This is a genomic window from Shinella sp. G-2 (assembly GCF_050172695.1).
GTDB lineage: Bacteria > Pseudomonadota > Alphaproteobacteria > Rhizobiales > Rhizobiaceae > Shinella.
This window is the reverse complement of record NZ_JBBEYH010000013.1, coordinates 33,842-56,839: the sequence shown is the minus strand read 5'-3', so window position 1 is coordinate 56,839 and position 22,998 is coordinate 33,842. Positions and strand designations below refer to the sequence as shown.

At 65.0% G+C, this 22,998-nt stretch carries 23 protein-coding genes; 12 read left to right on the top strand and 11 right to left on the bottom strand.

The window, feature by feature from the left end:
- Positions 1-3 precede the first annotated feature (3 nt).
- Positions 4-1,020, bottom strand: a complete 1,017-nt coding sequence (locus V8U06_RS18805) for a fumarylacetoacetate hydrolase family protein (RefSeq protein ID WP_226922003.1) — start codon at positions 1,018-1,020, stop codon at positions 4-6.
- Between the two features lie 112 nt (positions 1,021-1,132).
- On the opposite strand from V8U06_RS18805, the gene V8U06_RS18800 reads away from it, so the two are divergent.
- Positions 1,133-1,693, top strand: a complete 561-nt coding sequence (locus V8U06_RS18800; RefSeq protein ID WP_427141973.1) for a DUF2585 domain-containing protein — start codon at positions 1,133-1,135, stop codon at positions 1,691-1,693.
- 2 nt (positions 1,694-1,695) lie between these two features.
- Here V8U06_RS18800 and hmgA read toward each other — a convergent pair whose 3' ends face one another.
- A complete protein-coding gene (gene hmgA, locus V8U06_RS18795) occupies positions 1,696-3,024 on the bottom strand; it encodes a homogentisate 1,2-dioxygenase (protein WP_427141972.1) in 1,329 nt (442 codons plus the stop codon).
- Positions 3,025-3,104: 80 nt separating this feature from the next.
- Between hmgA and V8U06_RS18790 the strand changes: the two genes are divergently transcribed.
- Together V8U06_RS18790 and V8U06_RS18785 are read left to right on the top strand one after the other, a co-directional pair.
- Positions 3,105-3,563, top strand: a complete 459-nt coding sequence (locus tag V8U06_RS18790) for a MarR family winged helix-turn-helix transcriptional regulator (protein ID WP_427141971.1) — start codon at positions 3,105-3,107, stop codon at positions 3,561-3,563.
- Positions 3,564-3,651: 88 nt separating this feature from the next.
- Entirely contained in the window at positions 3,652-3,906 is a 255-nt protein-coding gene (locus tag V8U06_RS18785) for a WGR domain-containing protein (protein ID WP_427141970.1), read from the top strand.
- A gap of 3 nt (positions 3,907-3,909) precedes the next feature.
- Here the strand turns inward: V8U06_RS18785 and V8U06_RS18780 are convergent, their stop codons facing one another.
- From V8U06_RS18780 to V8U06_RS18770, 3 genes are read right to left on the bottom strand one after another with little or no spacing between them, the layout of a single operon-like run.
- The gene (locus V8U06_RS18780) at positions 3,910-4,101 is read right to left on the bottom strand and encodes a DUF3008 family protein (protein ID WP_427141969.1); all 192 of its coding nucleotides are present in this window, start codon (positions 4,099-4,101) and stop codon (positions 3,910-3,912) included.
- A 55-nt stretch (positions 4,102-4,156) separates the two neighbouring features.
- Positions 4,157-4,681: a cytochrome C oxidase subunit II gene (locus V8U06_RS18775; protein WP_427141968.1), complete on the bottom strand. Its 525-nt coding sequence runs from the start codon at positions 4,679-4,681 to the stop codon at positions 4,157-4,159.
- A gap of 4 nt (positions 4,682-4,685) precedes the next feature.
- Entirely contained in the window at positions 4,686-5,126 is a 441-nt protein-coding gene (locus V8U06_RS18770) for an Lrp/AsnC family transcriptional regulator (protein WP_371826662.1), read from the bottom strand.
- A gap of 207 nt (positions 5,127-5,333) precedes the next feature.
- Here V8U06_RS18770 and V8U06_RS18765 point away from each other — a divergent pair, with 207 nt between their 5' ends.
- The 7 genes from V8U06_RS18765 to V8U06_RS18735 all read left to right on the top strand — a co-directional run bounded on the left by V8U06_RS18765 (position 5,334) and on the right by V8U06_RS18735 (position 14,138).
- Positions 5,334-5,543: a hypothetical protein gene (locus V8U06_RS18765; RefSeq protein ID WP_226922010.1), complete on the top strand. Its 210-nt coding sequence runs from the start codon at positions 5,334-5,336 to the stop codon at positions 5,541-5,543.
- 34 nt (positions 5,544-5,577) lie between these two features.
- Positions 5,578-9,240 carry a trifunctional transcriptional regulator/proline dehydrogenase/L-glutamate gamma-semialdehyde dehydrogenase gene (gene putA / locus V8U06_RS18760; RefSeq protein ID WP_427141967.1) on the top strand — a complete coding sequence of 1,221 codons (3,663 nt, stop codon included), beginning with the start codon at positions 5,578-5,580 and terminating at the stop codon, positions 9,238-9,240.
- Between the two features lie 447 nt (positions 9,241-9,687).
- On the top strand, positions 9,688-10,449 hold the full coding sequence (gene minC / locus V8U06_RS18755) for a septum site-determining protein MinC (protein WP_427141966.1): 762 nt from the start codon (positions 9,688-9,690) through the stop codon (positions 10,447-10,449).
- 26 nt (positions 10,450-10,475) lie between these two features.
- Positions 10,476-11,291 carry a septum site-determining protein MinD gene (gene minD, locus V8U06_RS18750; protein WP_427141965.1) on the top strand — a complete coding sequence of 272 codons (816 nt, stop codon included), beginning with the start codon at positions 10,476-10,478 and terminating at the stop codon, positions 11,289-11,291.
- On the top strand, positions 11,288-11,551 hold the full coding sequence (gene minE / locus V8U06_RS18745; protein WP_226922014.1) for a cell division topological specificity factor MinE: 264 nt from the start codon (positions 11,288-11,290) through the stop codon (positions 11,549-11,551). Before minD ends, minE begins: the two co-directional genes overlap by 4 nt.
- A 129-nt stretch (positions 11,552-11,680) precedes the next feature.
- Positions 11,681-11,860: a hypothetical protein gene (locus V8U06_RS18740; protein WP_226922015.1), complete on the top strand. Its 180-nt coding sequence runs from the start codon at positions 11,681-11,683 to the stop codon at positions 11,858-11,860.
- A gap of 148 nt (positions 11,861-12,008) precedes the next feature.
- Complete coding sequence (locus V8U06_RS18735) at positions 12,009-14,138, top strand: right-handed parallel beta-helix repeat-containing protein (RefSeq protein WP_427141964.1); 2,130 nt, start codon at positions 12,009-12,011, stop codon at positions 14,136-14,138.
- Between the two features lie 152 nt (positions 14,139-14,290).
- Here the strand turns inward: V8U06_RS18735 and V8U06_RS18730 are convergent, their stop codons facing one another.
- Both V8U06_RS18730 and V8U06_RS18725 read right to left on the bottom strand, forming a co-directional pair.
- Positions 14,291-15,919, bottom strand: coding sequence for an ABC transporter substrate-binding protein (locus V8U06_RS18730; protein ID WP_427142026.1), 1,629 nt, complete (start codon positions 15,917-15,919; stop codon positions 14,291-14,293).
- Positions 15,920-15,962: 43 nt separating this feature from the next.
- Positions 15,963-16,826 (bottom strand): DMT family transporter, encoded by an 864-nt coding sequence (locus V8U06_RS18725; protein ID WP_427141963.1) that lies wholly within the window; start codon positions 16,824-16,826, stop codon positions 15,963-15,965.
- A 113-nt stretch (positions 16,827-16,939) separates the two neighbouring features.
- Between V8U06_RS18725 and V8U06_RS18720 the strand changes: the two genes are divergently transcribed.
- Both V8U06_RS18720 and V8U06_RS18715 read left to right on the top strand, forming a co-directional pair.
- Positions 16,940-18,358: a PLP-dependent aminotransferase family protein gene (locus V8U06_RS18720; RefSeq protein WP_427141962.1), complete on the top strand. Its 1,419-nt coding sequence runs from the start codon at positions 16,940-16,942 to the stop codon at positions 18,356-18,358.
- 94 nt (positions 18,359-18,452) lie between these two features.
- Complete coding sequence (locus tag V8U06_RS18715) at positions 18,453-18,674, top strand: hypothetical protein (RefSeq protein ID WP_427141961.1); 222 nt, start codon at positions 18,453-18,455, stop codon at positions 18,672-18,674.
- A gap of 229 nt (positions 18,675-18,903) precedes the next feature.
- Here the strand turns inward: V8U06_RS18715 and V8U06_RS18710 are convergent, their stop codons facing one another.
- The 4 genes from V8U06_RS18710 to V8U06_RS18695 all read right to left on the bottom strand — a co-directional run bounded on the left by V8U06_RS18710 (position 18,904) and on the right by V8U06_RS18695 (position 22,984).
- Entirely contained in the window at positions 18,904-19,536 is a 633-nt protein-coding gene (locus V8U06_RS18710) for a DUF1062 domain-containing protein (RefSeq protein ID WP_427141960.1), read from the bottom strand.
- Between the two features lie 337 nt (positions 19,537-19,873).
- Positions 19,874-20,695 carry an ABC transporter permease gene (locus V8U06_RS18705; RefSeq protein ID WP_427141959.1) on the bottom strand — a complete coding sequence of 274 codons (822 nt, stop codon included), beginning with the start codon at positions 20,693-20,695 and terminating at the stop codon, positions 19,874-19,876.
- Between the two features lie 4 nt (positions 20,696-20,699).
- On the bottom strand, positions 20,700-21,848 hold the full coding sequence (locus V8U06_RS18700; RefSeq protein WP_226922023.1) for an ABC transporter permease: 1,149 nt from the start codon (positions 21,846-21,848) through the stop codon (positions 20,700-20,702).
- A 101-nt stretch (positions 21,849-21,949) separates the two neighbouring features.
- Positions 21,950-22,984 (bottom strand): ABC transporter substrate-binding protein, encoded by a 1,035-nt coding sequence (locus V8U06_RS18695; RefSeq protein WP_226922024.1) that lies wholly within the window; start codon positions 22,982-22,984, stop codon positions 21,950-21,952.
- Between the last annotated feature and the right edge of the window lie 14 nt (positions 22,985-22,998).

Genomic DNA, 22,998 nt, shown 5'->3' with positions numbered 1-22,998 from the left:
GGCTCAGTCCTTCTCGTACCGCGTTACGGTCTGTTCGATGGCGCCGAAGATCGAATGGCCGGCCTTGTCCTTCATCTCGATGCGCACAATGTCGCCGAATTTCATGAAGGGCGTCTTCGGCGCGCCGGATTTGATCGTCTCGATGGTGCGGATTTCCGCAATGCAGGAATAGCCCGCGCCGCCCTCCGACACCGGCTTGCCGGGGCCGCCGTCGAGCTTGTTGGAGACCGTGCCAGAACCGATGATCGAGCCGGCGACGAGCGGGCGGGTTTTTGCCGCATGGGCGACGAGCTGGCCGAAGTCGAAGGTCATGTCGACGCCGGCATCGGCCTTGCCGAAAGGTTTTCCGTTCAGCGAGACGAGAAGCGGAAGGTGCAGCTTGCCGTCCTTCCAGGCTTCGCCCAGCTCATCCGGCGTCACGGCGACCGGCGAGAAGGCGGAGGCGGGTTTCGACTGGAAGAAGCCGAAGCCCTTGGCAAGTTCGGCCGGGATGAGACCGCGCAGCGACACGTCGTTGACGAGCATGACGAGCTTGATGGCCGCGCGCGCCTCCTCGACGCTCGCGCCCATCGGCACGTCGTCGACGATGACGGCGATCTCGCCCTCCATGTCGATACCCCAGGCCTCGTCGCCCGCGAGGATCGGATCGCGCGGGCCGAGGAAGCTGTCGGAGCCACCCTGGTACATCAGGGGATCGGTCCAGAAGCTCTCGGGCATCTCGGCATTGCGCGCCTTGCGCACCAGTTCGACATGGTTGACGTAGGCCGAGCCGTCCGCCCACTGATAGGCGCGCGGCAGCGGCGAGGCCGCGTCGTGCTCGTGGAAGCGCACGGTCGGCTGGGAGCCGGTCTCCAGCCCTTCGGCAACCCGCTCCAGCCGCGGGGCGACATGCGCCCAGTCGTCCAGGGCATCCTGCATCGTGCGGGCGATATGGCCCACTTCCGAGCAGCGCGTGAGGTCGCGCGAGACGACCACCAGCCGGCCGTCACGGGTGGAATTCTTCAGTGTCGCAAGTTTCATGCGTATCGCTCCCGATCTTGTTTGCCGCCCTCAGATTGTGTCATCTTCCGGCCGCCTGTCTCCACCCTCGTGCGCCGTTCTTGCGGCGCATCGCATTTTCGAGGAATCCCGCGTGAACCGCACGATCCGAAACTCCCTGCTGGTCGCCGCCGGCTTTACCGCCGCGACGGCCGCCATCCTTTATACGATGGGTCAGCCGCTCATCTGCAAGTGCGGATATGTCAAACTCTGGCATGGCGTCGTGTTTTCTTCGGAAAACTCGCAGCACCTGTCCGACTGGTACACGCCGAGCCACATCATCCACGGCATTCTGTTCTTCGGCCTCTTCACGCTGCTCTTCCGCAAGGCGAGCATCCCCGTGCGGCTGGCGCTGTCGCTCGTCGTCGAATGTGCGTGGGAAATCCTCGAAAACACCGACATGATCATCAACCGCTATCGCGAAGCGACGATCTCGCTCGACTATTTCGGCGACAGCGTGATCAATTCCAGCGCGGATATCCTGGCGATGGTCGTCGGCTTCTTCCTCGCCGCACGCCTGCCCGTCTGGGCAAGCGTGGCGCTGATCGTGATCTTCGAGGCGACGACCACCTGGCTCATCCGCGACGGACTGACGCTGAACATTCTGATGCTCGTCTGGCCGGTCGAGGCCGTGAAGGTCTGGCAGGCCGGCTAGAATCACTTGATGCCCGGCGTGCCGTCGAACTTGCGCTCCAGCCCGTCCCAGCATTCGAGATAGTTGTCCTGCAGCGTCTCCAGCTCGGCGGCGAATTTCGTCAGCTGTTGCGGGAAACGCGTCTCGAACATGAAGGCCATGGTGTGGTCGAGCTTCACCGGCTTCAACTCGGTGTTGGATGCCTTCTCGAAGCCGGTCGCATCCGGCCCGTGCGGCAGCATCATGTTGTGCAGGCTCATGCCGCCGGGCACGAAACCTTCCTCCTTGGCGTCGTACTGGCCATGGATGAGGCCCATGAACTCGCTCATGATGTTGCGGTGGTACCAGGGCGGACGGAAGGTGTGTTCGGCGACCATCCAGCGCGGCGGGAAGATGACGAAGTCGATATTCGCCGTGCCGGCTTCCTCGGTCGGGGCGGTCAGCACCGTGAAGATCGACGGGTCGGGATGATCGAAGAGGATCGCGCCAACAGGCGAATAGGTCCTGAGGTCATATTTGAACGGCGTGTAGTTGCCGTGCCAGGCGACGACGTCGAGCGGCGAATGACCGATTTCGGTGACGTAGAACTTGCCGCACCATTTGACATGAACGCGGCAGGGCGTCTCCTTGTCCTCATAGGCGGCGACGGGCGTCTTGAAGTCGCGCGGATTGGCAAGGCAGTTGGCGCCGATCGGACCGCGATCGGGCAGGGTGAACTTCGCGCCGTAGTTCTCGCAGACATAGCCGCGCCAGATGTCACCCTCGCCAATGCGCGAAACCTTGAACATCATGCCGCGCGGGATGAGGCAGATTTCCAGCGGCTCGACATCCATGATGCCCATTTCGGTGAAGACGCGGATCGCGCCCAGTTGCGGCACGACCAGCAGCTCGCCATCGGCATTGAAGAAATAGTCGTCCACCATGTCGGCGTTGAACGTATAGGCATGCGCGGCCATGCCGACCTGGGTCAGCACGTCGCCGGCCGTCGTCATGGTGCGCAGACCCTCAAGGAAATTCTGCGTCTCCTCCGGCGCCGGTAGCGGATTCCAGCGCAGCTGGCCGAGCGGCAGGGAATGATCGTCGAGGCAGGGCGCGGTCTTCCAGTGCGGGTAGCTGGCGTTGGAGAAACGGCGCGTGTGGCGCACGCTCGGACGGATGCGGTAGAGCCAGGAGCGCTCGTTGGTGCCGCGCGGGGCGGTGAAAGGCGAACCGGAGAGCTGCTCGGCGTAGAGACCGTAATTGCACTTCTGCGGGCTGTTCTGGCCTTGCGGCAGTGCGCCGGGCAGGGATTCGGTCTCGAAGTCGTTTCCGAAGCCCGGCATGTATTTCAGGCTGTTGGTGCTCTCGGCCATGGCTTGCCCTCCTCTGCAAGGCTGTCTATCAGATAGTTACGGGTGTAACTGTCCATTTTGTAACCATCAAGGCGGGCGTCATGGAGTTCAGGCTCGAAACCTTCCTGCCCTACCGGCTGAATCAGGCGGCCGAGCGGGTAAGCCAGCGTTTTGCCGCGCAATATCGCAGCCGCTACCGGATGACCCGGCCGGAATGGCGAGCGCTCGCCGCCCTCGGCGCCTATGGGCGCATGACGGCGACGGAGATCGGCGCCAATTCCAGCATGCACAAGACGAAGGTGTCCCGCGCAGTGCGGGCGCTGGAGGACAAACGCTGGCTGAAGCGCAGCGAAGATGCCAACGACCGCCGCGTCGAACATCTCGAACTGACGGCTGCGGGCACGCGCATCTACGGCGAGATGATCGAACTGGCGCGGGATTACGAGCGCGACATGGCCGCGCTTCTCGGCGCAGGCAATCTCCTGCAGCTGGAGGCCGGGCTTGCGGCCATCGAAGCAAGCCTGCCCGCCCTGCCGGCGCGGCGCGGGCCGAATGACTGACGATGCATCACGCGAATGAATCGGTCCGGCGGGACCGATTCAAACTCGTCATTGGACGGCGATTCCGGGGTTCGGCAGACTCACGGGCATGCAGACCTTGCCGCCAGATCCACCCGACCTCCGCCATTTCCGCCGTATCGACGCGTCCCGGAACATGGCCCGCTTTTACATGCTTTCCCTGGAGCCGACGCTGTTCGGCGAGGTGGCGATCCTTCGGCATTGGGGCCGCATCGGCACGCGCGGCCGGCAGGCGCTGAGCCTGCATGCCACGCTGGCCCACGCCGAAAGCGCGCTGGCCCGCCAGATCGCCCGCCGCCTGAAGCGGGGCTATGCGGAAGCCTGAACGTCAGCCGGCTTTCGCGGCGTGTTCCGGCTTGCCCTTGCGCTTGGTGGACGCCATGTCCTCCAACTCCTTTTCCGACATGGATTTCTCCATGCTCTTCGAAGCGCCCTTGAGCTCGCTCTTCTTCATGTCGCCGCGCTTTGCGGCCAAGGCCGCACCGGCGGCCTTCTGCTGCGCTTTCGATTTTGCCGGCATGACGGCCTCCCTTGACGATATCACGGGAAACCCTTTGAACCGGCGGAGGTTCCGTTCAGGGCGTTCGGCAGGGCGTCAACGCGGTTTGCCGCCAGGCTTCATAGGCCTCCGGGGTCAGAATGCGCAGTTCGAACGCCATTTGCCGATAGCCATCGCCAGATATGCTCGTCGCTCCACCCTCGAATGCGCCCGCCTTCCCCGTCTCGACGCGGACAACGTTCAACAGGCCGGGAATGGCATCCGATTGAAGCCCCAGCGCCGGCACCCGCCATTCGTGAATGACGTCGTCCGCGGTGAGGGTAAGCTCGACCACCTTGCCCTGTGGCAGGACAAGCGCATCCGCCCGGCACCGGACAGCCGCGCCCCGTGTCGGATCGGGGTAGTCGTACCGCCAGCCGTATCGATAACCGACGATGGCGATCGCAAGGTCCCCAGGCGTGGCATGATCCTGCAGCAGGACGTCGGGGACGAGCAGATCCAGCGGTCCGCCCTCCGAAGCCGTCCTGTCTTCTTCGGCCACCGCCGCACCGGCCGCGCAGGATAGCGCGGCCAGTGCGACCGCGATTGCCTTGAAGGACATGCCGTTATCCCCGCTCCTTCACCGTTTCCATCGCCACGTTGGTCGAGGTGTTGGCAACATAGGGCAGGTTCGAGATGCGTTCGCCGAGAACGAGACGGTATTTCTTGATGTCGCGGGTACGGATCTTCAGGAGATAGTCGAAGCGGCCGGCGATCATGTGGCACTCCTCCACTTCCCTGATCTTCTTCACCGCAGCGTTGAAGCTGTTCAGGGCCTCCTCATGGGTATTGGTCAGCTTCACCTCGGCGAAGGCGATATGGTCGAGGTTCATTTTCGACGGATTGAGGACGGCCTTGAAGCCCTGGATGAAGCCTTCGGCGATCAGCCGCTTGAAGCGGTTCTGGCAGGGTGTCTTGGAGAGACCCACCTTTTCGGCAAGCTCGGCCACCGGAATGCGGCCGTTTTCCGTGAGTTCCTCGAGAATTTTACGGTCGAATGCATCCAACGACCCATCCGAGTGGGAAATATCGGGCAAATCACCCTCCAATCTTCAAAAAATAGATACGAACAGCCTAATCGAAAGCAATTTGAAGTCCATTTGTTTTTTAGCATCATGATATTGTCCGCGCCAGTTTCCCGGATCGACCACAGGCAATCCGGCCGTCTTCGATACGGCCGGCGCAAGCGGCGATCCGGCACCACGAACAGGGGGATGATGGTGCACGACAAGAGCTTCGATGATAGCATGCCGACGGACCTTCTCAGCCACTACAAGCCGCTCGGCATAAGGGCGCTCGTTGCGGCCTGCAGCATCAAGGCGGAGCGGTCCGGGGGCGTCGAGCCGAGCATCCTGCTCCATCACGCGCCGGAGTTCCATGACGTTCCCGAATGGGACGAGCCTGCCGTCACCTTCATCCGCTGATTTCCCACCGAACCCGCGTCTCATAGGTCCTTCCATGCAGAACCCCTTCGCCCATTTCGCACCGCCGATCCGCCCGCAGAGCGAACTGCGTCAGGCGATCACCGCCGCCTATCGCCGCCCCGAGACCGAGTGCCTGCCGCCGCTGGTCGCCGCCGCGCGCGTCACCGAGGCGCAGCGCTACGATATCCGCAGCACCGCCCGCACGCTGATCGAGGCGCTGCGCGCCAAGCACAAGGGCACCGGCGTCGAGGGTCTGGTGCAGGAATATTCGCTGTCGAGCCAGGAAGGCGTGGCGCTGATGTGCCTTGCCGAAGCGCTGCTGCGCATTCCCGATACCGACACGCGCGACGCGCTGATCCGCGACAAGATCGCCGAAGGCGACTGGACCTCGCATATCGGCGGCGGCAAGTCGCTCTTCGTCAACGCCGCCACCTGGGGTCTCGTCGTCACCGGCAAGCTGACCTCCACCGTCAACGACCGCGGCCTTTCCGCCGCGCTGACACGCCTCATCGCGCGCGCCGGCGAGCCGGTCATCCGCCGCGGCGTCGACATGGCGATGCGCATGATGGGCGAGCAGTTCGTCACCGGCGAGACCATCGAGGAAGCGCTGAAGCGCTCCAAGCCGCTGGAAGCCCGCGGGTTCCGTTATTCCTACGACATGCTCGGCGAGGCGGCGACCACGGCCGCCGACGCCGAACGCTACTACCGCGACTACGAGAAGGCGATCCACGCCATCGGCAAGGCCTCGGACGGCCGCGGCATCTATGATGGCCCCGGCATCTCCATCAAGCTCTCGGCTCTGCATCCGCGCTATGTCCGCGCACAGGCCGAACGGGTCATGGGCGAGTTGCTGCCGAAGGTGAAGGCGCTCGCCGCCATCGCCAAGAGCTACGATATCGGCCTCAACATCGACGCCGAGGAAGCGGACCGGCTGGAACTGTCGCTCGACCTTCTCGAAGGCCTCTGCTTCGACGAGGACCTCAAGGGCTGGAACGGCCTCGGCTTCGTGGTGCAGGCCTATGGCAAGCGCTGCCCCTTCGTGCTCGATTTCATCATCGACCTTGCCCGCCGCTCCGGCCGCCGCGTGATGGTGCGCCTCGTCAAGGGCGCCTATTGGGATGCCGAGATCAAGCGCGCGCAGCTCGACGGCCTGGAAGGGTTCCCGGTCTATACGCGCAAGATCTACACCGACGTCGCCTATGTCGCCTGCGCGCGAAAGCTGCTGGCTGCGCCGGACGCCGTCTTCCCGCAATTCGCCACGCACAATGCGCAGAGCCTTGCGACGATCTACCAGCTCGCCGGCCCCGATTTCTCCGTCGGCAAGTATGAGTTCCAGTGCCTGCACGGCATGGGCGAGCCGCTCTATGACGAGGTCGTCGGCAAGGACAAGCTGGACCGGCCCTGCCGCATCTATGCACCTGTCGGCACCCATGAGACGCTGCTGGCCTATCTCGTCCGCCGCCTTCTCGAAAACGGTGCGAACTCCTCCTTCGTCAACCGCATCTCCGACCCGAAGGTTTCGGTGGAATCGCTGATCGCCGATCCGGTCGACATCGTCGCAGCGATGCCCGTCGTCGGCGCACAGCACGACCAGATCGCCCTGCCGGGCGACCTCTTCGGCAAGAATCGCGAAAATTCCAAGGGTCTCGATCTTTCCAACGAGACGACGCTTGCCGAACTCGCCGGCGCGCTCGCCAGCACGGCCGCCAGGCAATGGCATGCCGCCCCGCTCCTCGCCGACGGCTCCACCGCCGGCGAGACCAGCGACGTGCGGAACCCCGCCGACCACCGCGACGTCGTCGGCAGCGTCACCGAGATCAGGGCTGAAGATGCCGAGCGCATCGTCGCCATGGCGGCAGACAGCGTCGCCGCCTGGGCCGCCGTTTCCCCGGCCGAGCGCGCCGCCTGCCTCGACCGCGCCGCCGATCTCATGGAAGCCCGCATCGAGCCGCTGATGGGCATCATCATGCGCGAAGCCGGAAAATCGGCAGCCAACGCCATCGGCGAAGTGCGCGAAGCGGTCGACTTCCTGCGCTACTATGCCGAACAGGCGCGCCGCACGCTCGGACCGTCCCACCTGCCGCTCGGCCCGATCGTCTGCATCAGCCCGTGGAACTTCCCGCTCGCCATCTTCACCGGCCAGGTCGCCGCCGCGCTCGTCGCGGGCAATGCCGTACTGGCGAAGCCCGCGGAGGAGACGCCGGTCATCGCGCATGAAAGCGTGAAGATCCTGCATGAGGCCGGCGTTCCCGCCGGCGCGCTGCAGTTCGTGCCCGGCGCAGGCCGCGTCGGTGCGGCGCTTGTCGGCGCGTCGAAGACGGCCGGCGTCATGTTCACCGGCTCGACGGAAGTCGCCCGCCTCATCCAGGCGCAGCTTGCCGAACGCCTTTCGGACACCGGCAAGCCGATCCCGCTGATCGCCGAAACCGGCGGCCAGAACGGCATGATCGTCGATTCCTCCGCCCTTGCCGAACAGGTCGTCGGCGACGTCATCGCCTCGGCCTTCGACAGTGCCGGCCAGCGCTGCTCGGCGCTGCGCGTGCTCTGCCTGCAGGAAGACGTGGCCGACCGGACCCTCACCATGCTGAAGGGCGCCCTCAAGGAACTGACGCTCGGCCGCACCGACAGCCTCAATGTCGATATCGGCCCGGTCATCACGGCCGAAGCGCGTGACGGTATCGTCAAGCATATCGAGCACATGCGCAGCCTCGGCAACAAGGTGGAGCAGCTTGCCCTGTCGGGCAGCACGGAAAACGGCACCTTCGTTCCGCCGACGATCATCGAACTGAAGTCGCTCGCCGACCTGAAGCGCGAAGTCTTCGGCCCCGTGCTGCATGTCATCCGCTTCCGCCGCGCCGATCTCGACCGGCTGATCGACGACATCAACGCCTCGGGCTACGGCCTCACCTTCGGCCTGCACACGCGCCTCGATGAAACGATCGCGCATGTCGTCAGCCGCATCAAGGTCGGCAACATCTACGTCAACCGCAACATCATCGGTGCGGTCGTCGGCGTACAGCCCTTCGGCGGACGCGGCCTTTCCGGCACCGGCCCGAAGGCGGGCGGCCCGCTCTATATCGGCCGCCTCGTGCAGAAGGCCCCGGTCCCGCCGCAGCAGGATTCGGTGCACACCGACCCGGCGCTGCGCGACTTCATCACCTGGCTCGACCGCAAGAGCAAGGCGGCGGAAGGCGAGACGGCGCGCAGCTTCGCCAACCGCTCCGCACTGGGCCTCGAGCGGGAACTGCCCGGTCCGGTCGGCGAGCGCAACATCTATGCATTGCATCCGCGCGGCCGCATCCTCCTCGTGCCGAAGAGCGAAGCGGGGCTGCTGCGCCAGATCGCGGCCGCGCTTGCAACGGGCAACCATATCGTCATCGACAGCGTCGATGGGCTGAAGCCGGTTCTCGCCGATCTCCCCGCCTCCGTCGCCGCCCGCCTCTCCTGGACGGCCGACTGGGCAAAGGACAGCCCGTTCGCCGGCGCACTCGTCGAGGGCGAGGCGGAGGACGTGCAGCGCGTCAACCGCAAGATCGCCGGCCTTCCCGGTCCGCTTGTCCTCGTGCAGGCGGCAACCACCGCGGAACTCACGGCAGACCCGGACGCCTATTGCCTCAACTGGCTGCTGGAGGAGGTCTCGACCTCCATCAACACGGCCGCCGCCGGCGGCAATGCCAGCCTGATGGCCATCGGCTGAGGAAACGTCGCGGCGGGCTTCGCCGCGACACCGAACGAGGACGCCTTCCGTGAGGCGTCCTCATCCGGCCCAACGGCCGCCTTCTCCCCGAAAGCGAGAGAAGAGACCCCTACATCGTTTTCCGCGATCAGGACCTGCCCTCTTGGGCAGGTCCCTCCCCCGCTCGGGAGGAGCGGGGTGACGGCCAAACCCTCGCGGGCGATTCCCTCATGGGAATGATCAGGCCACTCTTCCCATCGAATCAGCCCCCCCATTTCCTGCGCTCCCGGCACGTCCGCCACCCGCTTCGGACGCGAAAAATATGGCGCGTCTACCTCTACGTTTCTTCTCCGCCCCGGTTCGTCGATATCGGCAGCGGCGAGGCATGCCTCGCGCCAGCCTGACCTGCAAATTAACCATTTGTTAACCATTTCACCGCTACACCGGGGATACCGAAAATTAACCAAGATGACTGACGTGTTAACTCAACCCCGGCCGATCCGCCTCAAGGGGCGGTCCTTCCTTGCGCTTGCGCTGACTCCGGAGCTCCCCTTCGCGGACTGGCTGACGCGGCTTGACGACCTGGCGGCCCGCTCGGCCGGCTTCTTCCTTCGTCGGCCGGTGGTGCTGGACGTGGAAGGACTGGACATCGACCGCGCCGAACTGCGCGAGCTCGTCGACCAGCTGAACGCCCGCAACGTTCGCGTCATGGGTATCGAGGGCGCACGCTCCTCCCTGCTCGGCCCCGACATGCCGCCGGCCATGACCGACGGTCGCCCGGCAGGCGAGATCGAGGCCCCGGCGAAGGATGCAGCGAACGACCCGGCGGAGCAGACCGAATCGGCCGCACCCGTTGCCCCGGTCGCACCGGCGGTTCCCGCCGTGGCGGTATCGGGCACGACGCCGTCGCTCGTCGTTTCCCGACCCGTCCGCTCCGGCCAGTCGATCTTCTTCCCCGAGGGAGACGTCACCATCATCGGCTCGGTCGCCTCGGGCGCGGAAATCGTCGCCGGCGGCTCCATCCACGTCTACGGCCCCCTGCGCGGCCGGGCGATGGCCGGTACGACAGGCAATGCCTCGGCGCGCATCTTCTGCCGCAAGCTCGAAGCGGAGCTGATCGCCATCGACGGGTTCTACAAGACGGCCGACGACATGGAGCCCGAGCTGCGCGGCAAGCCCGGGCAGGTCTGGCTCGAAGGCGAAATCATCAAGGCCGCGACACTCGGCTGACGAAATCCAACGCACTGGAGACACATATGGGCAAGGTAATCGTTGTCACATCGGGCAAGGGCGGCGTCGGCAAGACGACGTCGTCGGCTGCACTGGGCGCCGCACTGGCGCAGAATGGCGAGAAGGTCGTGGTCGTGGACTTCGACGTCGGCCTGCGCAATCTCGACCTCGTCATGGGTGCCGAGCGCCGGGTCGTCTACGACCTCGTCAACGTCATCCAGGGAGAAGCCAAGCTCACGCAGGCGCTGATCCGCGACAAGCGCGTCGAGACGCTCTACCTGCTGCCGGCCTCGCAGACCCGCGACAAGGACAACCTGACGCCGGAAGGTGTCGAAAAGGTCATTGCGGCCCTGAAGAACGCCTTCGACTGGGTGATCTGCGACAGCCCCGCCGGTATCGAGCGCGGCGCGACGCTTGCCATGCGCCATGCCGACATCGCCATCGTCGTCACCAACCCGGAAGTCTCCTCGGTGCGCGACTCGGACCGCATCATCGGCCTTCTCGATTCCAAGACCCTCAAGGCGGAAAACGGCGAGCGCATCGAAAAGCACTTGCTGCTGACCCGCTACGACGCCGCCCGCGCCGAGCGAGGCGACATGCTGAAGGTCGACGACGTCCTGGAAATCCTCTCGATCCCGCTGCTCGGCATCATCCCCGAGAGCATGGACGTGCTTCGCGCCTCCAACGTCGGCGCCCCGGTGACGCTGGCCGATGGACGCAGCGCCCCGGCGCTTGCCTATTTCGAGGCAACACGCCGCCTGAAGGGCGAGAGCCTGCCCGTCACCATTCCCGGCGACAAGCGCAGCTTCCTCGGCAAGATCTTCGGAAGGAAGGCGGCATGAACCCGTTCCGCTTCTTCTCCCGCAACCAGTCGGCCCCGGCCGCGCGCGAGCGGCTTCAGGTGCTGCTCGCCCACGAGCGCGCCGCCACCGGCGACTCCGACCTCGTCAACAAGCTGCGCGACGAAATCCTCAAGGCGATTTCCAAGCACATGCAAATCGACGACGAGAAGGTCACCATCAAGATGGAACGCGGCGCGCAGGTCTCCACCCTCGCCGTCGACATCGAGATTCCCTTCGACGCCGGCAAGAAGGCCGCCTGACGGCCTTTCCTCCACGCCGGGCACCAAGGCGATGCCCGGCGACGCTTCCCCAGCACAAGGACCCTTGAATCCACGCGCCGGCTCCTTGGGGCCGAATGTCGCAGCAATCGTCACTAAAAGGAGTATGTCATGAGCCGTTTTGCACTTCTGGAGAGGCTGAAGGCAGCCCAACAGATGCCCAAATACCAGGGGCGGGACATCATGACGATCAGTGCGGTGCTGTCGAACCAGGCGCTTGCGCGCCATGTGGAAGTCTGCGAGCAGGCCGCCGGCATCATGCCACCCGCCGACGCCGCACAAGGCGCGTGACGGAGCTCTGTCCACAGCCCCGATTCAATAAAGTTGACTCCTTAACTCATGTATAATATCGCCGTTCGCATCCGCTCTGCGGATTGCCGAATTGGAGATATTTATGAATATTATTAAAGGCTTAGTCGGGCCGCTGGCAGCGGTGGCCGTGGGTATTTCGCATGCGCATGCCGCCGAGATCAGCGGCTTCACGGAGTTCGAGGGCCGCTGGCAGAGCGAGCAGTCGCAGGGCGCCCTCGGCATCCTGCTGCCGTTCCAGCTCGATGCAACGCAGACCTTCCTGATCGACATCAACGGGTCCCTCGTCCAGGGCGGCGTCCGGCAGGGGTCCTTCGGCGCGGGCTACCGCCTCGCGACGCCGGGTGAATGGACGCTCGGTCTCTACGGCTACTACGATTATTTCGAGTCCCGGCTCGGCAACGACTTCCATCAGATTTCGCTGGGCGCCGAAGCGCTCGGCGCCGTTCTCGAGACGCGCGCCAACATCTATCTTCCCCTCGGCAACGGTCATGCCGTGGACGGTGCCGGCGACGGCGTCGTCAGCAACGGCATGCTGAAGTTCCGCGAGGGACGGGAGCAGGCGCGGCCGGGCATCGACGCCGAGACCGGCCTCAAGGTTCCCGGTCTTTCCGAAGACGGCAATGCGGAACTCAAGGTCTTCGCCGGCAGCTACTGGTATGGCGGACGGAACCTCGAGGACATGTTCGGCGCCAGGCTGCGCGCGGAACTCGCCTTCGCCAATGTCGCCGGTCTTCCCGCCGGTTCGACGGTCTCCGTTGGCGCAAGCGCGACCTACGACAATCAGGACCGGCTCGGCGGCAACGTGATGGCACGTCTGCGCATTCCCTTCGGCGCATCGAATGGCGCGGCGAACGATCCCTTCGACCGGTCAACCCAGGCCATCCGGCGCGCCTCCGCCATCAAGACCCATGTCGGCGCGACGGGCGATCTCGAAGACGCGGTCCTCGACCTCACCGGACGCACCGCCGGCAATGTCGTCAACATCTCGGCCGGCAGCGGCAATGCGGCTGCCATCAACGCGCTGCTGGCGGCGGCCGGCACCGGTGCGCTCGCGCTGTCCGACGGCAATATCGGTCTCGACGGCTCCCTGATGCTTGCAGAAGGCCAGACCCTGCTTGGCGGCGGCGGCACGCTCGCCCTCACCGGCGCATCGAGCGGCGGCCGCGGCACTTTCACCAATGCGGGTGCGGCCACCACGCTCACCGGCTACGACCCCGCGCAGGATGTGGTGACCATGGCGTCGAACAGCGCGGTGTCCTCGCTCGCCATGACCGGCGGGCGTGCCGGCATCGGCAGCACCGGCACGGCCGGCCTGATCATCGACCGTGTCGACGTCTCCCGCACCGCCCATGACGGCATTCGCCTGACGCAGGTGGACGGCGTGCTGATCCAGGACAGCCGCATCCACGATCTCTATATCTGCGAGAGCAGCACGCTGTGCGAATTCGCCGTCGGCGATCCGAATCGCGCGCCCTATGCCGCTGTCAGCGCGCATGGCACGAAGAACCTCGCCATCCGCGATACGGTGATCGACAGCGTCACCTATGGCGTCTTCGCCGGCAGCGCCATCGACGACAGCGGCTGGCCACCCGTCATCACCGATCGTGCCAGCAACATCACGCTCGACAATCTCAGCATTTCCCGCTCGCGCCGCGAGGGCATCCTGCTCGTTGCGGCCGACGATGTGACCCTCGACACGGTGACGGTCGACAATTCCGCGCAGGGTCGCGACATGGATCTCGTCGTGCTGCAGGGCAGCTCGAACGTTTCCATCACCGACATGGTGCTCAAGGGCGGCATCAACGGCCTGATGCTGGTGACCGCACCATCCCTGCCGGACGAGGCGGTGACAACGGATGTCACGGTGAACGGCTTGAAGATCGACGGCACGAAGAATGCCGGCATCTTCGTCAACCCCGTCGCCGGCATCGATTTCAAGAACGTCACGATAAGCAATGCAGGCACCTACGGCCTGTTCATCTATGGCGACGAATGGGGCTTCCTCGGCGGTCCGGTGGCCGATATCAGCTTCGAGAACCTCGTCGTCGACACGGCGAAGGAGGCGGGGCTTTACGTCATGGGACCGGCGGAAAACCTCTCCGGCGATATCACGGTGCGCAACACCCCACGCGATTGCAAATCCGATCCCTCCTGGATGGGCGGCCTCAGCGGCTCGATCACCCAGACGGACGGCTCCGTCTTCATCGTCAACGGACAGGAGCTGGGTGCGGCAACCTTCGAGGCCCGTTGCGGCTAGAGCATTTCCAGCCGAAGCGGGACCGCTTCGGCGTCGGATAATGCGGTAATAACAAAAAGCTGGAGTATTTTCGGTGAAACGGACTTCACCGGAAATGCTCCAGGCGATAGCGGCAAGGGGCGATACAACGCCCCTTGCCGTCTCCGAAAGCCTCAGGCGGTGACCCAGCATTTCGTCAGGGCGTGGCCGCCCATCAGTTCGCCGTTCGGGTCGTCCACCCAGCCGCCGACCCGAGCATTCGTCGCGTCGATATAGTTGTTGAACATCGGCGCGATCACGCCCCCCTCGTCGCGCAGGATCATCGCCGCCTGCCGGTACATGGCCTTGCGCTTGGTCTGGTCCAGCTCCGAGCGCGCGCCGATGATCAGCTTGTCGAAATCCTCGCGGAAGAAGCGGGTGTCGTTCCACTCCGCCTTGGAAAGATAGGCGATGGAATAGACCTGGTCCTGCGTCGGCCGTCCCGTCCAGTAGGACATGGAGAAGGGCTGCTTGTTCCAGACGTCCGACCAGTAGCCGTCGCCGGGCTCGCGCTTGATCTCGATCGGGATGCCGCATTTGGCAGCGCTCTGCTGGAAGAGCTGTGCCGCGTCGACCGCGCCGGGGAAGGCGACATCGGAGGTGCGCAGCGTGACCGGGCCGCTATGCCCCGATTTCTTGAAGTGCTCGGCGGCTTTTTCCGGATCGAACTTGCGCTGCTCGATGTCGTCGTCGAACAGCGGATAGCCCTTGATCATCGGCGTGTCGTTGCCGACCGTGCCGTAGCCGCTCAGGATCTTCTGCACCATCTCCTCGCGGTCGACGGCATATTTCAGCGCCAGCCGCAGGTCGTTGTTGTCGAAGGGCGCCGTGTTGCAATGGGCGATCATCACATAGTGGCCCTTGCCCGGCACGTTGCGGATCGTCACGCCCGGAAGGCGCTTGATCAACTCGACCACCTTCGGCTCGACGCGGTTGATCATGTCGATCTGCCCGCCCTGCAACGCCGCCGTGCGGGCGGTCGAATCGTTGATGACGATGATCTCGATGCTGTCCGCATGGCCGCGCTGGTCGCTGCCCCAGTAGCCCGGATGCTTTTCGCCGACATGACGCACGCCCGGCTCGTTGACGGTGACCTTGTACGGCCCCGTGCCGATGCCGGCGTTCGGATTGTCGCGGCCGCCGTTCGGCTGGATCATCAGATGATAGTCGCTGACCACATAGGGAAGGTCGGCATTGGCCTCCTTCAGCGTGATCACCACGTTGCGGCCATCGGCCTTCACCGTGTCGAACTCGGCGACGAAGGCGAGCGCGGCCGACTTGGAATTGGCGTCCGCATGGCGCTCGAAGGTGGCGACGACGTCTTCCGGCGTCAGCGGCTTGCCATTGTGGAAAGTGACGTCCTGCCGAATGCGGAAGGTCCAGGTCTTGGCGTCGGACGAGGCCTCGTAGGACTCGGCAAGGCGGTATTCGATCTCGCCGGCCGGCGAAATCTCAAGCAGCTGCTCGCCCCAGCAGCGGCCGATCGTGTAGGGCACCTGGCTTGCCCAGGTCGCGGGGTCGAGGCTGTCGGTGGCCGCCCCGCCGACGAGACCGGCGCGCAGCACGCCGCCCTTGACCGGGCCTTCCGCGCGGGCGGCGCTGGTCAGAAGTGCGTTCGCCGCTGTCAGCGACAGGCCAAGCAAAGCGGCACGGCCAAGAAATTCACGGCGGGAAAGCCGTCCATGGATGACGAGACGGCTCAGATGATCGAGTTCGGTGGTCACAGTCGCATTCCTCCCAGAATTGACGCGACCATCCTGCATCCCGGCGAGCCTCGTTGCCAAGGGTCATTTCTCGCGACAGCCCTCAGCGGGCGAACTTTCGCGCGCCGGCGACACAGAGCACGATGGCAAGCGTCGTCGCGACCATCAGGGGACTGACCTTCTCGTGCAGCAGGCCGGCGGCGAGCAGAAGGCCGAAGAACGGCTGGAGAAGCTGCAACTGCCCGACCGCCGCGATGCCGCCGAGCGCAAGGCCGCGATACCAGAAGACGAAGCCGACCAGCATGCTGAAGATCGAGACATAGGCGAGCCCCATCCACGCATCGCCGCCGATGCCCGCAAAGGTGCCGGGAAGCGTGGCGAGCATGATGGCCGCCATGGCCGGTAGCGACAGTACGAGCGCCCAGGAGATGACCTGCCAGCCGCCAAGGCTGCGTGAGAGCTTCGCCCCCTCCGCATAGCCGAGGCCGCAGGCGATGACCGCCGCGACCATCAGGAGATCGCCGACGACGGAGATTTCCGCGCCCGCATTCAGCGCGAAGCCCACCACGGTGGCGCTACCGAGGCAGGAGAAGAGCCAGAACAGCGGTTTTGGCCGCTCACCGCCGCGCAAGACGCCGAAGATGGCGGTCGCCAGTGGCAAAAGGCCGATGAAGACGATGGAATGGGCGGCCGTGATATATTGCAGCGCGAGCGCCGTCAGCAGCGGAAAGCCGACGACGACGCCGAGCGCGACGATGACGAGCGCCTTGAGATCCGCCCGCGAGGGCCTTTGCTGGCGGAGCGCCAGAAGCAGCGCCGCCGCCAGGACGGCGGCAATGACCGCCCGCGCCGATGTCAGGAACATCGGCGAAAAATCGGCCACCGCAATGCGCGTCGCCGGCAGCGAACCGCTGAAGATGACAACGCCGAGCAGCCCGCTGCCCCAACCTTCCATGGATGTTTTCATGATCCCTCGCATTCCCCCTCTCGATACATCCGGGGGATTGGCAAAGGCAGAGACAAAGCCATACAATTCTGGCGAACTGTACTGGTATGATGACCCATACGATAGGAAGTGACATGACGGTGGAAACTGCCGGAGGACGCACCCTCGAGGTCATGGCGGCCATTCGTGACCGCATCGCCGCGCGGGCGCTTGCCCCGGGCGACCGGCTCCCTTCGATCCGCCGTTTTGCGACCACCATGGGCGTTTCGCCATCGACGGTGGTCGAGGCCTACGACCGGCTTGCGGCAGAAGGCCTGATCCGGGCGCAACGGGGCTCCGGCTTCTATGTCGCCAATAGCGCCCAGCCGCCGCTGAAGCTGGCAGCCGAAACGCCGAGAGCGCAGGCCGTCGATCCCTTCTGGGTGTCGCGACAGTCGCTCGACGCGGACGAGGCCGCGCTGAAGCCGGGCTGCGGCTGGCTGCCGGCGGACTGGATGCCGAACGAGGCGCTGCGCCGCGCCATCCGCGGCCTCGCCCGCAGCGACAGCACCCTGCTTGCCTATTACGGCAGCACGCGCGGCTCCCCGGCGCTCCGACGGCTTCTGCTCGCCCGGCTGGCGGAAGACGGCATAGAGGCTGGGCCGGAGCACCTGATGCTGACAAATACGGGCACGCAGGCACTCGACCTCGTCTGCCGCTTTCTGCTCCGGCCCGGCGATTGCGTGCTCATCGACGATCCCTGCTACTTCAACTTCCAGGCCTTGCTGAAAGCGCATCAGGTCCGGCTCGTCGGCGTACCCTATACGCCCGCAGGCCCCGATATCGCGGCCCTTGAAAGCGTGCTCGCCACGGAGCGGCCACGGCTCTACATCACCAACTCGGCAATCCACAATCCGACCGGCGCGACCCTTTCCCCGCAGGTGGCCCATCGTCTGCTGAACGCCGCGACGGGCGGCGACATGACGATCGTGGAGGACGACATCTTCGCCGATTTCGAGCCGGAGCCTTCGACCCGCCTCGCGGCTCTCGATGGGCTTTCCCGCGTCATCCGCATCGGCAGTTATTCCAAGACCCTCTCCGCCTCGGCGCGCTGCGGCTATATCGCCGCACGCCCGGACTGGATCGAGGGACTGGTGGATTTGCAGATCGCCACGAATTTCGGCGGACCGAACCCGATCTCCAGCGAGATCATCGCGCATATGCTGTCCGGCGGCAGCTACCGCAAGCACATGGAGGAACTGCGCCGGCGGCTGGTGCGTGCCCGGCGCGAAACGGCGGACCGGCTGCGCCGGCTCGGCATCGAACCCTGGCTCCTGCCGCGCGGCGGCTTCAACCTGTGGTGCCGCCTGCCGGAAGAGCTCGAATCCGGCGAGGTCGCGCAGGCTGCAATCGCAGAGGGCGTCGTGCTCGCTCCCGGCAACGTCTTCTCCGTTTCGGCGGGCGCAGCGGGTTTCATGCGCTTCAATGTCGCCCATATGCAGGAGCCGCGCGTCTATACGGCCCTGACGGCCGCGATGCGGCGGGCGGGCGCCGCGAGGGGCCGGGAATCGTAAATTCGGGCGCTGGGAGACACGGAATCGCGCCGCATTAAATCTCCCTCAATTCCTTCATGGCATTGGCTGTCTGTCGCATACGAAGGAGAGCCGCATGGCTTTGATCGATTTCCGGACCACGCACAATCAGGTCGTCTACATCAACCCGGACCACGTGGCCTATGTCACGTCCTTCGAGGAGGATGTCAGCATCATTGCGCTGGCGATCACCGGCGCCAGCGGAAAGCCCGTGGTGCTCTATGTGCGCGGCCATGTCGAACTCATCCAGCAGAAGCTCGAAAGAGGCCCCGTTCGCAAGACCGGCGCCGCCGCCTAAGGCAATGCGGGCGAATGCCGGCTCACCGGAATTTCCCTGTCCTCTTGTTTCCGCATCGTCGAACGCCGAGGCGATGCCGCTTCGGCTGGAAATGCGCTAGCCTCGTTCGGATCACCGCCGCTTCGCGGCAACGTCGAGCACCGGGAAGGCCGTAACGACGACAGGCAGCATCCCGGCAAGAGCCTGCATTGGCGCAGGGCGTTTTCCATCCCTGCGCCAACGGTTTCGATCAGCCATCCTCGCCGCGAGCCGCCCCGGACAGCGCCGCCCGTTCCGGCAAGTCACCGACATCAATGACGATGCGGCTGCCATCCCGCGCGGGCCGGCGCAGGGCGTCCTTGTGGAACGGCGCGGCCTTCAGTTTTCCCGTTTCCTGCAAGGCCTGAAGCCGTGACCGGGACAGGTCCAGTTCCGCGGCAAGAAGCCTGTCGAGCCTCAGCGAACCCTGCACCGGAACCGAAAGGACGATCTCGATCCAGCTCCAGGCGGAGGCCTGCGAAAGCACGGTTTTCCGGACCCTGCTTTCGGGGAAGGTCTCGATGCGCGGCACCTTCCGCCGTAGCGCCTCGATATCGAAGGCGTGGCGGCGCGCCCATTGCACGTCATTGGATTGCAGGGCCTGCAAGGTCGCGGGGTCGATCTCCCGGATGTTCCGGCGCTCGAAGAGCGTGCGGTTCCAGGTCCTGTCGCAAACGGTGCATTTGTAGATCAGCCAGGCATCGAGCTTCTTGCCATTGGCATTGAGCCTCAGCCTGTCGCTCGACCGGAACGGTCTTGGCCCGCCGCAGGTGCTGCAGGCGATGATCGGCTGCGGCGCGGCGGTGGGTACGATGGTCCAGCGGACCACAAGAGTATTTTGCATGTCGTCTTGGTCTTCCGAAAGGAAGTTCACCAAGAGGAAGTCATGAGGTTCCCGTTACGGGCGCGGCGTGGCGGTTGCTTCGAAGGCGGAAGAGCTGAGGCAGCCGGAAACGGCTGCGCATGGCACAGGTCGACAATGCCAGACCGGTCTCAGACCACCACCCGATGAACAGGGCACGGCTCGGCACGGCAAGCGCCATGCTGCTCCGTGGGGTGAACGGGGTGAGACCGGTGTTTACGACGGCAAAACGGAACCTCTGTGCGCCAAAGCTCTTCGCCGCAGCCGTAGCAAATGCCGGCACACATGAAAAGCGCCGGCGCTCGGAGCGCGGCGACGCCTAGGCCGTCGCTTCCGTACGACGGGAACGGCGGTTGAGCAGCACGGACACGCCGAGCAGCAGCATGGAGAGCAGCATCACCACGGTCGCGGCCGCGGCGATGGTGGGGGTGAGCGTGTCGCGGGCGATGGTGAACATCTCGCGCGGCAGGGTGCGCTGACCGGGGCCGGCGAGGAAGACGGTGACGACGACTTCGTCGAGCGACGTGGCGAAGGCGAAGATGGCGCCGGAGCCGATGCCCGGCAGGATGGCCGGCAACGTGACGGCCCGGAAGCTCTCGAGCGGCGTCGCGCCCATGCTGGCCGCGGCCCAGAGCAGCCGGCGGTCGAGCGCCGTCAGCACGGCGGAGACGGTGACGACCACGAAGGGCACGGCGAGCGCCGTATGCGCCAGAACGAGGCCGATGAAGGTGGCGGTGAGGCCGATCATCGAAAAAAGGAAGTACATGCCGACACCGACGATCACCACCGGTGCGACCATGGGAATGAGCAGGAAACCGTTGATCAGCCGGCGGCCCGGCAGGCCGGGCGTCGCAAGCCCGAGCGCTGCCATGGTGCCGAGCGGCGTTGCCAGCGCCGTCGTCGCCACGGCCACCATGAGGCTGTTGGCGAGCGCGTCGGTCCAGGTCGGCGTGGTGAAGAACTCTACATACCAGCGCAGCGAGAAGCCTTTGATCGGGTAGCTGAAGTCACCGCCCGAATTGAACGAGAACAGCACGATCACCACCAGCGGCACCATCAGGAAGACGAGGCTCAGGATGGCGACGGTGGCAAGGGCGATATTGCCGAAGCGGGCGGCGGGGGTGATCACGCGCGCGGTCATGGTCCTACCTGCGCTGGCCGTTGCTGCCGCTCGCCAGGAAGTTCTGGAGGGCATAGAGCGACATGGTCGCGGTGAGCAGGATGAGGCCGAGCGAGGAGGCAAGACCCCAGTTGAGCGTGCCCGTGGTGAAGAGCGCGATGTAGTAGCTGATCATCTGGTCCGCCGGGCCGCCGACGAGCATGGGCGTGATGTAGAAGCCGAGCGTCACCACGAAGACCATCAGCGTGCCGGCCATCATGCCGGGCATGGCTTGCGGCAGATAGACCCGGAAGAAGGCATGGACGGGCGTCGCGCCAAGGGAAAGCGCGGCGCGGTAAAGCCGGGCATCGATGGAGCGCATGTTGCTGAGCAGCGGGAAGATCATGAAGGGCAGCATGACATGCACCAGCGCGACGATGACGCCGAAGCGATTGTAAAGCAGCTGGAACGGCGTATCGATGAGGCCGAGATCCATCAGCAGCGTGTTGATGACGCCGCGATCCTGCAGGAGCGCGAGCCAGGAGGTGGTGCGCACGAGGATCGAGGTCCAGAACGGCAGCAGCACCATCAGCAGGAGGATATTATGCACGCGCGGCGTCTGCCGCAGCAGGAAGGCGCAAAGCGGAAAGGCGATGAGCAGCGTGATCACCGACGTTACCAGTGCGATCACGAAAGTGCGCACGATGATCGATCGGTAGAGCCCGCCATCCCGCGAGGGGACGACGCCTTCGACGTAGTCGTGCTTGAGGTCGAAGGCGGAAAGAAGATGGTAGCTGCCGGCCGGCCCCACCGCACGCTTCATGATCTGCCAACTGCCGTTGTCGCCCCATTTCGGATTGATCGAGGCGAGCGGCAGCGTCTTGCCGCCGTCGAGCGCACGCTTGGTGGATTGCAGCAGGGCGCGGAAGCCCGCATCCTCATAGGAAAGCCGGCGGCTGAGCGATGCGAGCGCCGCACGATCGGCCGCCTTGAGGTCGGCGGCAAGCGCCGTCTCGGCCTCCTCGCCGGGAAGTCCCCTGCCGTCCCAGGAAGCAAGCGCGGCTGATGTCGCCGGAAGCGCGGCCTGCATTTCCGGATCGGCCACGGAGCGCCAGACGATCAGGCCGGCGGGCACGAGAAATGTCGCCATCAGGAAAAGCAGGAGCGGCGCGATCAGCGCATAACCGCGCCACATCGCTCCCCGCTTCCCCACGAACAAACCGCCATCCGACGCCATAGGCCGCTCCCTGCCCGGTTCGAGCCCCGCGCGCAGGACTGCGCGCGGGGGTCTTCATTTTACTTGGCCGACCATTCCGCCCAGCGGGCGGTCAGGGTGTCGATATTGTCGATCCAGAAGGCATCGTCGATCTTCAGCACGTTGCCGGCATTTTCCGGCGCGGTCGGCAGATCGGCGCGCAGCTTGGCGTCGATGAGGTCGAAAGCCTTGGCGGAGGTGATGCCGATCGGCTGGACTTCCGGCAGGTGGCTCTGCGGCTCCGCCTCGCCGGCGAACTTCAGGAGATCGTAGGCGGCGTCGACATTCGGCGAGGTCTTGAGAATGACCCAGCTGTCCACGGTCTGCAGCGACTGGTCCCAGACGATGCCGAAGGGCTTGTTTTCCTTGTTGATCGCGTTGGTGACACGACCGTTGAAGGAGGTCGTCATGACCACCTCGCCGGAGGAGAGCAGCTGCATCGGCTGGCCGCCGGAGGACCAGAAGACCAACGACGACTTGATCGTGTCGAGCTTGGCGAAGGCCCGGTCGACACCCTCGGGCGTCGAGAGCACCTGGTAGACCTCGTCGGGCTTCACGCCGTCGGCGAGCAGGGCGAATTCCAGGCTGGTCTTCGGCGAGTTGCGCATGGAGCGCTTGCCCGGATATTTCGCAAGGTCGAAGAAATCGGCCCAGCTCGGCGGCGCGCTGATGCGCGACTTGTCATAGGCGAGAACGTGATTGTAGATCGCCGCGCCGATGCCGCATTCGCTGACGGCGCCCTGCACGTAGTTGTCCTTGCCGCCGAGGCGGTCAACGTCGAGCGGCAGGATCAGCCCTTCCTCGCAGGCGATCTGCAGTTCCTCGCTCTCGGCGATCACGATGTCCCAGCCGCTGTCGCCGCTTTCCACCTTGGTGCGCAGCACGCCGATACCGTTCTCCCAGGTGTCTTCCACCACCTTCTTGCCGCTCTTTTCCTGGTAGGGCACGAAGATGGCGTTGTGCTGGGCTTCCTGGAACGTGCCACCGTTGGAGACGATCACGAGGTCGCGGGCATTGGCGGCCGCAAGCGGCACGACGCTGGCCATGAGGAAGGCGAGAAGCGTTTTCTTGAGCATGTCTATTCCCCTTT